Source organism: Rhizobium sp. NLR8a, assembly GCF_019685235.1.
Lineage (GTDB): Bacteria > Pseudomonadota > Alphaproteobacteria > Rhizobiales > Rhizobiaceae > Rhizobium.
Map to the genome: position 1 here is coordinate 167,273 of NZ_JABDWI010000001.1, position 12,852 is coordinate 180,124.

Genomic DNA, 12,852 nt, shown 5'->3' on the forward strand with positions numbered 1-12,852 from the left:
AGCCTGCAAAGAAGTCGCGAACTGCGCAGTTCCTCGGGTGCGGGCGGCGGGCGCATTTCCATCTCTTTGGGTAGAGGGCACGCAGGCGGAGCTTCAACGCACCGCTAGATGCCGTTCGAATCCTGCGGCAGCAACTTCTCAGCGCCGCCTCCTGACGGTCTGAGATACAGCAGGGTGCCCGTCGCAAGGCTAAGCAACCATAGCCGCTTGCAGATATGAGGCAGGTTCGCTGAAATTGGCTGATTGGAACCATTCGGTTCCGGCTAGCGCCCAATACATCGTCCGGTTCCAGCCATTGAGATCGTATGCATCGGTGTCGGCGTTTTCACGAAGGTATTCTCCGAATTCACCGGCGCTCAGAACGCGAAGACTCTTCTTGCGGAGGTCAATGACACGGGCCAACTCGGCCCCAGCTTGAATGCGATAGCGACGGGCGAGATCATATTGATTGAAATGAGCTTCCGCTCGTCTTCTGTCGGTATCGCCCCATCCTGCAGGCGGTGAGCATGAGAACCCTATCGAAATTGGATCCGTGCGAGTAACAGTTGCGATTACCCAACGCTCCGTGAAGAAGCTTGGGCTGTCCAAGTAAGGATGGAGGCTTTGCTCATGCTGTGTCGACGCGAAAGAGGCCATCTTTCCGGTGTTGCAGTCCCGGCAGCAAGGGACCAAGTTGTCAGGTAGCACTGAGTAGATCGGGAAGTTCGATTTGGGAAGAAAGTGATCCACGGTTCGGACTTGCCCGATCCCTCCACAGAACGGGCATTTGCCATCCGAAGACACGAGGAGTTCGTCGTAGACTTCACGGACATGCTCGCCGCCTACAAGATAGTCGCCATAAAGTGCGACAAGCTCGCCTTTCGTCAGCGTGCCTCTGATGACGACCTGGGGGTCTCCACGCCCGGCGCGCGGCAAAGCATACCAGCTCCTGGTAGCTGAAGCCGCGTCGAAGTCGAGCACCGATTGGTCGATCTCTCCCTGATTGTCCAGGTACTTGGTCCGCAAAACCTCGTCATTGACCTCGCCGACACAGCGTAGGTAAATCTGTAGCGCGTTGTAGTTGGGCCGGCTAAGCTGTTTCATAGATCAGAACCCGACTGCGCTTCTGAGACCATGGCCCGCAAGATACCCTTAGCTTCAAGGCCAAGTTGACCATCGTATTCTTGTAAGATCGCCTCATAATTTTGCCCCGATGCCACTTCGCGCGCGAGAAGCGAGTGAAATCCAGATTTGGCCACCTCTAGGCCAAACACTTCCCGTGTCAAAACGCCCACGTTCTCACCGAACGTCTCAAGTGTCGGCCTAGACTGAGATGCCGACAATCTAGAACGAGTGATGATCCATACGCAGGACCTGGGAACTTCCTGCAACACGACCGGCGAATGAGTTGCGATGATCGCGAGGCCGTTGCGGTCCTGGAGCAGTCCGCTGAGCGCCCTCGTGAATGCAGAAAGAAGCGGCGGATGCAGGTGGCTTTCGGGTTCGTCGAGTAGGACGACTGTCTTTTCCTCGACGCGGGCCACAAGCTTTGACATCGTCAACAACACGACCGCGTGGCCGGCACTCATGCGTGTCACGAGCGAAGCGGCGTCGGCTCTCCAGTCTTCGCTGATAGCAAGCGCCTTGAGGTTCATCCGTTCAAAATTTTCGTCGGATTCCAAAGTCGAAATTGCTTTGATCCACCGCCCGCGCTTGTTTCGGTCGGCAAAGCATTCTCCAATGCTGCTCACGCACTCGTGTTGCAGAGTGGACAGTGTTTTCAGCTTCCCAAATTCTCCGCCCGTCTGTTTCAGGCCGATGTAGGAGTATTTCGGTCCAGCCTCCGGATCAGCTTGCTCCTCCGGCGGGTCGAATGGATCGAACGCGCTAAACGACACTGACACCAGGCCCGCGAAATAATTGGGAGGAATGGCCGTTCTTCCGAAGATACTGTCGTTATAAAATCCGCCTTTTTGGTCAGGGCGAGTCATGATCGCGTCGATCATATCGTTCAGCAACGTGGTCTTACCCACACCATTCCTGCCGATAATCGCGTGAACGTTCGTGTTGGGCTTTGAAGCTGCGGTCACCTTGAAGCCTAGATCGACGCCAGCATACGTATCACTTTTCAGCCGCATGTAGCCGAAGTCAAAATCGGTCAGCTCTGCCCCGCCTCCAAGAATACGTTTGTATTGTCCGGTAATCGTGGTCATGCTGACGGATCGCAAAAGCGATGTCCTGAAGACCTCCTGCCCTGAGGCAGTCGTCAGTGCATCATCGGCATATACGATGTCCCTGAGCGCGTTCAGATACGCGCGCCGGCAATCGTCTGATACTTTTTCACTTAGGATTTTGTAATAGTCCGCGTCATCGCCCAATGAGAAGAAGGGGTTATCCAGTTCGGTGAAGCTTTCGCCTAATGTCGCGTGAGTCGCGGTTGATGCTGTTTGGCCAGCAAAACCGATTTTCACGTTACCTAGCTTATGCCGTCGACCGTTTTCGTCAAACAATACGACCTCGAACATCGTCACGAATCTGTAGTCATTCCATAAGTCGATCCTTAGGTAGGCAGCGTTCTTGCCGCTATGAGGAACAGGAATGTTTCGTGGGATGACATAGAAGATCATGCATTACTCCAACTCTTAATGGAAATTGGATATCAAGAATCAGCTACCAAAAGATTGATTATCGGAAAATACAACGTCCTGTTCCGGGTCGAGTGTTTCCCCTGCCGCCGGTATCAAGGTCATTCGGGAACCGGATGATACTGGCCCAACACTTCGTTCAAAGATCGCTGAATGTAGGTGCTTGGCGTTTGCGCTGAGATCGTCATCGCTCTTGAAGAACTTATTTCCGGATTATCTCCGATACTCGGTCCAACTGACCTCGGAGCCAGGTTTTACGAATTGAAGGCTCTCGAGGATCAACTGATGCCGTGGTATGTGCCTGGGTCGGCACATGCGTGCTCGATGGGAAGGCAGTCGCGTTCAGCGACGTTGGATCCCATCCCCTTCCGCTTGCTAAGTCTGAGACACCTGGAGGCCTGATAGCTGAATCTTAATAGGTTTAAGTGATTATTGAATCCGCCCACCGTTGGCCCTACCTTGAGTGCAGCCCCGATGAGTAAGCCTTCCTTCGTCCAGGATCACTTTGATCTACTCACCAAATTTGGAAAGAAGCCTTGGATTGCGTCACAACCCGAGATAGACGCAAAGAAGAGCTTGGAGACCGCATACGAAGCGACAAAGGTCTGGGCTGAACGCCTGAAGGCACGACGATTTCCCGAGGGTCGGACCGAGGGAGCCAAGCACGTTATCATGAGGGGAAAGCAATTTTCCCCATATACGTGGTGGAGAGTCTATCCCAGATCTGACGCCCCCGAGGAACTCGCCTACACCGTCGGCATCGACTGGTCGGGCGATTTCATGGTGAAAATAGATACTTATCGTGCCGTCGGTGCCAAGCGGTGGCTGCGGACACGGTACGAGATCGAATGCAGTGAAGAACCGAGGAAGTCTGGCTTCTGGAGCGTCCTTCCGGCCAAAGCTGGCTTGGCGAAGTCCCTGGACGAACTGGTGGATTGGAGCATCGCCCAAATCGACAGCTTTCGCCCGGGATATGACGAACTGTACAAACTTTTGACGGAACCGCCTGCACTGCAGCACGTAACTGATGCCGAAGAAGCGGATCTCCTTTTTCGGACTTGGACCAGTTGCCTTACCCAAAATGGCACCAAGATCAGCGATGGTTTCAATGTCGATCTCGGTGGTTTCGTCTTCAGCTCGGTTTCGCAAGGCCAGCAGGCCAAATTGAAGCTAACCCCGAAACAGCCGTGGCTCGTGGAGGTCAACCAGACTAAGCCCTCAAGTCCATCCGCTTCCCTGTCTTTGATAGCGAAGGACAAATCAGGGAACGCCTATCTGTTGCGCAAAGGTCGCCTCCAGAAAAATGGGCGCTCGGGGAGAAACGTCCCGGAAACCCAGTTCGCGATCCGAAGCGGGATTCCTTCGGTTTCCGTGGCCAGCGGGAAGACCGCGGTCGACGCGGGGTGGTATGTCGTGGCCGCCCTTTCCGAAACCACGGATATACTAATCGCGACGACCGCTCAATTTGTTCGAGCCTGTGATTTCGCCCGACAACCCAGCTCAGGGAGCTTAAAGAGGCGGCCTGCGCCGAGCTATTTCGTATCAACCACCGAGACCGGCGGAACCTATCTTGTAAGGCCACGCGCAGCACAACCTGAACAGACGGTTCTGCGACTACACGGAGATGTCTGGCTGACGTTGACGAAGAAGCTGAAGGAGCGCGGTATCGAAATGTCGAAATGCCGCCACGAGCTGGGATATGAAATCGACGGCTTTTTTAAGAGGCCGGACGGGCGCGACTTCCTGGTGGAGATCAAGACATGCTCAAATGCCAGCAGTATCCACGGGGCCGTTGGACAACTTCATTTATATCCATCGCTCATGCCCGAGCTTCGAACGGCCGGCAAGTTCCTCCTCCTGCCGTCATCACCCGATCCGGCGGTCGTCGAGGCACTCAAAGAGATTGGCATAACCGTGGAGACTTTCGATCATACAGACCCGAGCGATATCAAGTTCACCCAGGTTTTTTTGGATTTTTGTGCCGGCGCAAGGACAGACATCCATACGACGCCGCCGAGGTGACTTGCGGTGCCGGTGAGACCGGCGACAAAGCGTCCGCCCCAATCAACACGCTAATAACTGCGTAAGAACATTTCCCGGTGCGATCGAGATCGAATGACGCTGGACGAGTTTATTCAATTCATGCAGGTTCAGAATAACTGAACACATTGATCTTTCTTACTTCCCTGAAGCAGTTACGCTCGAACTCGAGCGAACTCGCATGCCCCAAAACATAGTTGCGAGAGAAGCCATGACGCCGAAACTTTTCATTTCGTACAGCTGGAGCGGTCAAGATTACGAAAACAGAGTCCTAGAGATAGCCACACAACTTAGAGAATCTGGAGTCGACGTCATTCTTGATAAATGGGACCTGCAAGAGGGCCACGATTCCACTGCCTTTATGGAAAAGATGATCAGTGATCCAGAGATAAAAAAGGTCGCGATATTCTGTGATCGAATTTACAAGGAAAAGGCCGACGGACGGCTAGGCGGAGTCGGGACGGAAACGCAGATCATCAGTAGCAACGTTTACGCGTCTCAGCAGCAAAGCAAATTCGTTGCCGTGGTCATGGAGCGGGACGATGATGGCAAAGCTTACCTACCAATCTATTACGCTTCACGCATATATATTGATCTCAGTGATCCGGCCACCTTTACGGCAGAGTTCGAGAAGTTGTTGCGCTGGGTCTTTGACAAGCGACTTAATCAGAAGCCCGGAATCGGGAAGATGCCTGAGTTTTTGGCATCCGGCCGCCAACAGCAGCGTCTTGCCGTGAGCGTTCAGTATCGCCGCGCAATCGATGCTGTCCGAAACGGCCGCCAAAACGCTGTCCCAGCGGTCAAGGAGTTCTTTGATGCGGTCGCAACCGAGTTCGAAAAGGTGCGGATCAGGGGGGAGGAGCACGAGATTTTTGACGATGCTGTGTGGCAGTCGATCGAGGATTTCTTGCCGTACCGCGACGAGATAGTATCGCTGATCAGCGACCTCGCTCTTTACAGGCCGGAGCTCGAGTCGGCTCGGCAGATTCACCGTTTTATCGAAAAGCTGATCCCGTATTTGGATCGGCCAGCGAATGTGAACAGCTGGCAGGACTGGGACTTTGATAATTTCGCATTTCTCGTCCACGAGCTTTATCTGTACACGATAGCAATCGCGCTCCGAAATGAGCGATTTGATTGGATCGGCACATTGACCGCCGATTTTTATCAACCCTCGGAGCGTCGCAGCAACGAGATGGTTAGCTACTGCACGATCAATAGGCACCTACGGTCGTTCGAAACACGAAATAGGCGACTGGGGCTCAACAGAGCCTCACTGCACGCAGACCTTCTTACCCAGCGTTGTAACGGTAGCATCATTCGCCTGCATGATCTCATGCAGGCCGACTTTGTCCTCTACATCAAGAACGTGCTGAAGCAATGCGATGAGCTCTGGTATCCCGAATCGCTGTTCTATGTGGGCAGTTCGCCGGCGGCTTTCGAGGTATTCGCACGCGCTCGGAGCGCCGCGTATTTCAGCCAGATGAAACTGGCCCTCGGGATAACTGACAGGAAAGCTCTCACTGACCTTGCGGAGGACTTCAGGACACAAAAACTTGAAGTTCCGCGGTGGACTTACCGAAGGCTTGATCCGGCGCGGTTAATGGGCGTGGAGATCATCGCGACTCAGCCCTAAAACGACCCCGATACCAGCGCGCGATTGTGCATGGACTGAAAATGGAAGAGCAAGACAGAGCTGTGGCGACTTCCATAGGATACTCGTCGGTCTCTGCCAGCAGCTTCGCGGAGGGAAGCTTTCAGGTCATCAAGTCAGCGAGATACCGGTCCACGATAATTCCAGTCAGCTGTTCCCCGCGAGATGTGAGCAGGCCCAGGTCTTTCTCCGAGATTGGTGCGAAGTCGGTTGGATAGTCCTTCACAGCATCGCGCGGTACCAGATCCGGTGGCGACCACGGCAGTTTATCATCTTGCTGGCCTAAGTAGACCATGCCGAAGCCATCCAACTCGCCCGTTTCCACGTACTTGTGGAGCCGGGAATACATCGCGTCCTGCGCTTTTCGGTATACTGCTTCGAAGGATCTCTTCACCCGGCCAATCCACCAGAAAGGGGTATCCAGCCCTTCGAACTGCCCCGCGCCTGCATTTAAGCTAATGATGTGGGTGACCGGGTGAGTCAGCGTGATATCGTGCGAACGACCTGGCTCCAGCACGGTGACCCCGAGATTGTCGAAAACGCCACCATCCGTGAGTGCGAGGACTTGCCGGCTCCGTGTTCCCTTCCTGTCGAACTCGAAGGCCTCGACCAACGGCGGGAGCAATATGGGAAAGGCGGCCGACGCAGCAACTGCTTTCGCGAGGCTTGGTGGATCGCCTATAACTTCGCCATATCGCCAGCCGAATGATCGCTTGGAGCCGAAACGAAACGCCGTACCAGTCCGAAGATCGCAAGCATTTATCATTACCTCAAGGCCCGGCCGAGACACGTCGGCTACGGTCTTGTCTCCGAAAAGTTCCTTCGCAAGTGCGCACTCGAACGCCGTCGTCAAACTGCCCCAGATTGGCAAGCTTTGCGATGCACTCGAAATCCACTGCTCAATTGATCTGGTGGGTGCTCCCAGGTACCGCCGGAGCCGAGACAGCGTGAACGACACAGCGCCAAGAAGCATCGAGCCAAGCCCTGTAATGAGCACGGTACCTAGAATCTTGGGTAGCTGAAAGCTGAGGAAGGCGTGTCTGACGATGCTGCCTTGAATCCCGCGCTTCAGCAGCTCAACTACAGCCCGATCGAAGGTCTCGAAGTCTTCGTCTTGATAGGCGTAGCAAGCTGTCAGCACACTTCCGCCGGATACTGACGATATCACCCTCACGTTTGTCAAAATGCCCCTATCGCGAAGCGCTCTCATGCAACCTAAGTGAAAAGCCATGGCCCTTGCGCCGCCGCCGGACAGCGCCAAGCCGATATACGGTTGCAGGTTCTGCCCCCTAATGGCGGTATTCGGCGCGTTCAAAGACGTTCCCCGAAATTGTATAGGAGCTCTGAGCGCCCCCGACGATCATCATTAAGAAGCGGCGACCCAGATAGTCGTTCCCCGCCAAGAGCTTCTCCATGGCTTTAAGATCGGTGGTGCTGGGAACCGGGACGCCGTAAGGGTGGGTGTGCCACATGCCGACGAAACCGACTGATCCCCGAGTTCGTCGCTTCTTCTCCTGGTGTAGTTCGTTGAGGCCAGCAGTGCCGCAAATGAAGGCTAGGGGGGAAGCGAAGGAGTCGGGCGGAGGGCCGCTCACCTCGTCTATCCATATCACTTTGAGGAATTCGTCTGCTTGACCGAACAGGAGGCCGCCTGTCTCGGCTCGGCTGCCGTTCACGCGCTCGGAACGCCGGATCCATGAGATCATGGTGCTCAATGCGGTCTGGCTCAGCCTAATCTGATAACCGTGCCGTGCATCGTTCAGGATGCGGTCTGCTGATAGGTCGACGTCCAATTCGATCGGTGAATTGGTGTTTGAGCGATTGGAAAGATTCAGGGCATACACCCTGTCGTGTTCTCTTGTCGCTTCGCTCAGCCATTTCGCGGCCATATTGGTCATTCTTGTTACCAATGCCAGCACATCGACCGCCGCCCCTCGGAATGTGGGATGCGAACAACCGGGCTCGGGGCGAAAGAGCTGATTGCGATCTGGAGACGCCGGCCAGAACTCCTCCAGGAATGCCGCCGCCCGGCCGGAATTGGCGAAAGCGATTTTGCTGCGTCGGTCGCGATCCAGCATCATGCCAGGGTGCGACGCCGTGGACAGAGTCATCATCGCGAAATCGGATTTGTGCCCCAGGCTCATCGAGATCACCGGTGGGTGCGTTTTCGGAGTGGTTTTAAAACGGTGCTCGAAAGCCGCCGCCAGCCTAGTCGAGGCTGTTGCGTCGATGATAACGTCCGCTTCCATCAAGGTCGCGAGCGCCTCCTCGTCCCTCAGGACTCCCGCCACATCCCTTTGATAGTATGCCGTCTCGACGTCAGGATTAGCGTTAAGAACATTCACCTTCGCAGCACTCGATTTCCCATAACCGATCTGACGCCGATCAAATTGTTGCCTCACTAAGATACCCGGCGTGACTACGGAGTTGTCGTAGAGCTGCAGCTTCCGAACACCGGCCCTCGCGAGCATGACGGAAAGGGAACTGCCGATCGCACCACACCCTAGAATCGCAACATGGCGCCCGCGCCACCAACTGGAGAGCGACTCCGAATCACGCCTCTCGACGATCTCCGGCCTGTCTTCTAGTACCCTGCACCATTCGATCTTCGCGTCCGCCGCCCATGCATAGAATTGTTCGATGTCTATCGGGTTCTCCGGCGTGGCCTCGATGGCAGCCACCCGAAGCTTCGCAGCCTGTTCCGGATCAATCACCCAGGCGGTCAAGTGTTGCTGCCGTCCTTCACCTGCAATTCCCCGCATGCGCGCTCCCATGATAAAGATCGCTGGCTTCCCCTCCTCCGCTACCAGAACTCCTTTCAACATGGTGAGGCGTATCAGTGGGAATGGAATGTGGCGGCTTTCGAAAACATTGAGCAGATCCAGCATCGTGCTCGGATACTCGTGCGGCATCTCGCTTGACAACAAAATGGCTGACGCGAGCCTTGCGGAAGGGATATCCTCTCCGCTTCCTATCCACCGACCGAGTTCGACGACGATGTCGGTCTCGCGGTCGATCTCCACGAACCCTGACCAAAATGGCGGTTCCACCACAGGCGCATCATGACGAGGCACAACATGCAATTTGCTCGTGGTATAGGTGACGGGCGGATGCAAGGGCATTCCGATCGGGTCGAGCTGGTTCGACGCGGCAGCTGCCAGCCATTCGTGGAGGCGTTCGATGTATCCGAACATGCCATCAGACGCCTGCCATTCCGTCTCCGGTGCTTGGTACAGGCAAATGTAATTGCCCCACTGCACGTGCGGATACTCCGCGTATTGTTTGTGCGTGAAATAGGCGGATGGCCGATCCAGTGGAAAGCCGGCGGGCACGTCGACGCGAATCCGCTCACGTGGCCGCAACGGAACCCCGCCGTCAACGCGCCGATAGCCTCGGCAGTTCACGGAAAGCGTCACCTTGAGAGGCAATGCTACTTGAGTCGGGTCCGAGACATCGACAATCTCGAACGCATTCCCTGGTACCTGTTCAATCTCCCGGAGCTGCTCCAGCGCCCAGCCCTGTCCCTCCGAATTCATTCAACCCCGAACCCCACCTTAGAGATGGGGGGCGCGCTGCTACCGCGAGCTGCCGCAACGGCCGTCGCCAATGTAGCCACGGCGCCCTCGGACATCTGGTAGTCCTCGCCGTCGAGGACCATTCCGGAACTGGTCGCGGCGAAGATGATCGGCCGTACGTGCTCGGGCGTGCTGAACTCGCCGGTGCACACAAAATTATCCTTTACGATTTCTTCGTATCGGTTGCGCGCGCGCCTATGCGGTGGGTTGTCGCCGGCGCTGTTGGAGTGCGGAAACTCGTTGGAGCTAGCGACGATATAACCTGGACTGAGTTGGCACGCTTGAAACTCGTCCATGACGTCCTGTTGGAAAACGTCGTCCTCATACATCACCTTCTTGGAGCAATGGTGGGGTGACAGAAGAACGTTCCACTTGAGCCTGTGCTCATTGCCATGCGCGTGAGTTTCCTCGAAGATCTGCATGACGGATGGGTAGGAGAGGTCGCCAAGGAACAGTCCGCGAATTGGATTTCCGGGACCGATCACAACCTGCATCGCCAAGCTCGTCTCATTGCGAGCGTCCGCTAGGCTCTGCTTGAAGGGCGCGTGTATGAACGCGTGGAATCTGTCCCCAACGTAGATCCCATCCAAGGTTTCGATTAGATTGCCGGGCCTCGTGTAAAATTCGTCCTCGGGAAACCCATAGTACCTTTCTCCGGGTTCAAAGAGCTCACTGGCGTAGCCGATGATGCGCACCCGATCCCCCGGTCCCGGATCGCCTCCCGCTTGGATGCTGCGCTCTGCACGCCGGTGCGCCTCTTCCCGAAATGCCTGCGCATCGGGACATAAATCGCGCTCGTCCTCGTACTCGCGGAAGATTCGCGGGGTGTGCCAGACTTCGCCGATGGTCACTCGGTCGAGAAGATCCGCAAAGCCGCGGCAATGGTCGAGGTCCGGATGGGTCAGCACGAAGCAGGAAAGATACGGCCTACCGTCGCGCTGAGGTAGCTTTGCAACAAGTTCGTCGACAATGGGGATGTGCTCGTTTCCCTCCTCGTCTGCCATGAGTTTGTCGTTGATGTCGATCTGGATGACCTCATCCTCACTAACTACGATTGTTGTCGAATCTCCACACCCAACAGGCCAGAAGATGAAAGAGGGACCGGCTACGTCTGCAAACATGAAATGCTCCAGCTTTACTGTGCGTATGCTACCGCAATTGGGGGTAGCATAAATAGCTTTAAAGAGCTTATGCACAGTTGAATGGATCTCCCCCCGCGACCAAAGCATCCATACCGGCACCATGTATTCCCTTGGACCAGTTGTTGCTACATGGATAGCCGATCGCAGATCAACATGACGAGAGAACGTGGACTTAGAGATGCGGCAGGATGCCCGAGCAAAGACTTAACCCTCATATCACGTAAGATTCTGGGGCTCGTCCATGTGGTTAAGCTGGATCTGAAAACTAACAGGATCGATCTTTTGTTGTTCTGCGGGAAGCGCCAGATAAAGATCCTTGATGTCTCTAGAAGAAAGAAAATTTTGAGCATCAGATTGCCGAGGATTCCCCCGTGGTACCCTTGAGAGTTAAATCGCCGCTCTGCCTCAGGTCGGCAAGTCGCGGCACTTCGGCTCCTGCCGTGGCGGCTCCCTGCAGTCGAAAACCTGTTAGGTTCGTGCCGCGTAAGTTTGCTCCCGAAAACTGCGCGCCATCGAAGAAGGCTGGGTCGCCAGGTGCAGCAATTTCAGCCAGTTCGGCAAGGTTAAAAGAAGCCGACGTCGATATTGCAGGTTGGCTTCGCCGGTGCCATTTGCGTAGGACGTCCGCCACACGTCGATGGACACTACCGCTGCAAAAGCCCGCGGATTGCGGGACGGTCGGTCATTGGAACTTTCTTTCGAGGGAATACAAACGAATTTATGCCTAGTCGTGAAGCGTCACCAATGTCAAGTAAAGCCTTCACGCATTGTTACTATGGCGCTCAATCACGAATTAGTCCGGACCGGCGAGCCTCGTCCAACAGAGGTCCAGCGACAGATCGGGCTCCGCGATGGCGATCGCGGCGACAACTTTCATCAAGTGATCCTTCGGAGCGAGGAAAGCGCGCCAGCAGTTCCGGGATCCGCGAGCTTCTCGCGAGCCATCCGATGAACGGCTCGGCGCAATCGCTCGACGGTCCAGTCGTGACCGCGGCGATTGATGATTCGCGCCACGTTATCGCAACTGTGCTGCGGCCGGAGCCGCCGCACGAGGTACGCTTTTGCCCGCGCTTTCGAAACTGCACGCCTGGATTCCGGCCGGCGCTCGCGAACCCCGGGGTTTCCGGCGAGCCCACCTCGGGCCTTTGCGGCCTTCATGCCGGCCTTGGTGCGCTCGGAGATCAACGCTCGTTTGAGCTGGGCTACGGCGCCGAGCACTTGCAGCGAGAACATGCCTTGCGGCGTCGAGGTGTCGATCGGATCGCGCAGCGAGCGGAAATGATCCCCCCTCAAGATCTTCGATCACCTGCAGGAGATGGCTGACTGAGCGAGCCAGGCGATCAAACGGACAACGACCAGGACTTCGCCGGAGCACCGGCCGCGCACGAGAAGCACCTGAGCCATGTTCCTGATGGATCAGATCGCAGCCGGCGGCGCGCAGCTCCTGGACCTGAGCATCGTTGAGCTGATCCTCGGTGGAAACGCGGGCATACCCAATCAGCCGCTTTTGCCAGAGCTGGATAATTATCGGGTCTGGTCTTTGAATTTGGCACAACGCTTGCTCTGCAGCTGATTTGTACAGATACGGCAGGTGCAAGTGGTTTAGTGCAGATCGGCGCGGGAGAAGTCCGGGAATGGTGGCAAATCTCTCGACGTGGAGACGGTCGACCAGCGGTACTGATGGTGCGCTGTCATCCCACGAGACGATTTCGGGCACGGCATCGATGGCGGCGAAACTCCGCGTAGAGGCCGCTCGCGCAATCGTCGGCACTTCCCCCTGCCCTCCTCCGAACGTTTCGATATTCGGCTCTGTACCG

At 55.9% G+C, this 12,852-nt stretch carries 9 protein-coding genes and 1 pseudogene; 3 read left to right on the top strand and 7 right to left on the bottom strand.

Annotation, left to right across the window (positions count from 1 at the left end):
* Positions 1–189: 189 nt before the first annotated feature.
* On the bottom strand, positions 190–1,083 hold the full coding sequence (locus HJC04_RS00770) for an HNH endonuclease (protein WP_221123360.1): 894 nt from the start codon (positions 1,081–1,083) through the stop codon (positions 190–192).
* A complete protein-coding gene (locus HJC04_RS00775) occupies positions 1,080–2,606 on the bottom strand; it encodes an AAA family ATPase (RefSeq protein WP_221123359.1) in 1,527 nt (508 codons plus the stop codon). Before HJC04_RS00775 ends, HJC04_RS00770 begins: the two co-directional genes overlap by 4 nt.
* A gap of 492 nt (positions 2,607–3,098) precedes the next feature.
* Between HJC04_RS00775 and HJC04_RS00780 the strand changes: the two genes are divergently transcribed.
* Both HJC04_RS00780 and HJC04_RS00785 read left to right on the top strand, forming a co-directional pair.
* Complete coding sequence (locus HJC04_RS00780) at positions 3,099–4,646, top strand: hypothetical protein (RefSeq protein WP_221123358.1); 1,548 nt, start codon at positions 3,099–3,101, stop codon at positions 4,644–4,646.
* 229 nt (positions 4,647–4,875) lie between these two features.
* Positions 4,876–6,300 carry a TIR domain-containing protein gene (locus tag HJC04_RS00785; protein ID WP_221123357.1) on the top strand — a complete coding sequence of 475 codons (1,425 nt, stop codon included), beginning with the start codon at positions 4,876–4,878 and terminating at the stop codon, positions 6,298–6,300.
* Positions 6,301–6,421: 121 nt separating this feature from the next.
* Here HJC04_RS00785 and HJC04_RS00790 read toward each other — a convergent pair whose 3' ends face one another.
* The 5 genes and pseudogenes from HJC04_RS00790 to HJC04_RS00810 all read right to left on the bottom strand — a co-directional run.
* Positions 6,422–7,633 carry a patatin-like phospholipase family protein gene (locus tag HJC04_RS00790; protein WP_221123356.1) on the bottom strand — a complete coding sequence of 404 codons (1,212 nt, stop codon included), beginning with the start codon at positions 7,631–7,633 and terminating at the stop codon, positions 6,422–6,424.
* Positions 7,608–9,854, bottom strand: a complete 2,247-nt coding sequence (locus HJC04_RS00795) for a ThiF family adenylyltransferase (RefSeq protein WP_221144610.1) — start codon at positions 9,852–9,854, stop codon at positions 7,608–7,610. The genes HJC04_RS00790 and HJC04_RS00795 overlap by 26 nt, the downstream gene beginning before the upstream one ends.
* On the bottom strand, positions 9,851–11,014 hold the full coding sequence (locus tag HJC04_RS00800; RefSeq protein WP_221123354.1) for a hypothetical protein: 1,164 nt from the start codon (positions 11,012–11,014) through the stop codon (positions 9,851–9,853). The genes HJC04_RS00795 and HJC04_RS00800 overlap by 4 nt, the downstream gene beginning before the upstream one ends.
* A gap of 370 nt (positions 11,015–11,384) precedes the next feature.
* Positions 11,385–11,666 carry a pentapeptide repeat-containing protein gene (locus tag HJC04_RS32155; RefSeq protein WP_221123353.1) on the bottom strand — a complete coding sequence of 94 codons (282 nt, stop codon included), beginning with the start codon at positions 11,664–11,666 and terminating at the stop codon, positions 11,385–11,387.
* 198 nt (positions 11,667–11,864) lie between these two features.
* A pseudogene (locus HJC04_RS00810) lies at positions 11,865–12,476 on the bottom strand (recombinase family protein); the annotation flags it as partial.
* Between HJC04_RS00810 and HJC04_RS32160 the strand changes: the two are divergent.
* Complete coding sequence (locus tag HJC04_RS32160) at positions 12,438–12,608, top strand: hypothetical protein (RefSeq protein WP_259668789.1); 171 nt, start codon at positions 12,438–12,440, stop codon at positions 12,606–12,608. The pseudogene HJC04_RS00810 and the gene HJC04_RS32160 sit on opposite strands and share 39 nt — an antisense overlap.
* Positions 12,609–12,852 lie beyond the last annotated feature (244 nt).

Bases quoted from the DNA above. Each gene is read 5' to 3' on its own strand.
- HJC04_RS00770 (WP_221123360.1), bottom strand. From the start codon at position 1,083: ATGAAACAGCTTAGCCGGCCCAACTACAACGCGCTACAGATTTACCTA.
- HJC04_RS00775 (WP_221123359.1), bottom strand. From the start codon at position 2,606: ATGATCTTCTATGTCATCCCACGAAACATTCCTGTTCCTCATAGCGGC.
- HJC04_RS00780 (WP_221123358.1), top strand. From the start codon at position 3,099: ATGAGTAAGCCTTCCTTCGTCCAGGATCACTTTGATCTACTCACCAAA.
- HJC04_RS00785 (WP_221123357.1), top strand. From the start codon at position 4,876: ATGACGCCGAAACTTTTCATTTCGTACAGCTGGAGCGGTCAAGATTAC.
- HJC04_RS00795 (WP_221144610.1), bottom strand. From the start codon at position 9,854: ATGAATTCGGAGGGACAGGGCTGGGCGCTGGAGCAGCTCCGGGAGATT.
- HJC04_RS00800 (WP_221123354.1), bottom strand. From the start codon at position 11,014: ATGTTTGCAGACGTAGCCGGTCCCTCTTTCATCTTCTGGCCTGTTGGG.
- HJC04_RS32160 (WP_259668789.1), top strand. From the start codon at position 12,438: ATGTTCCTGATGGATCAGATCGCAGCCGGCGGCGCGCAGCTCCTGGAC.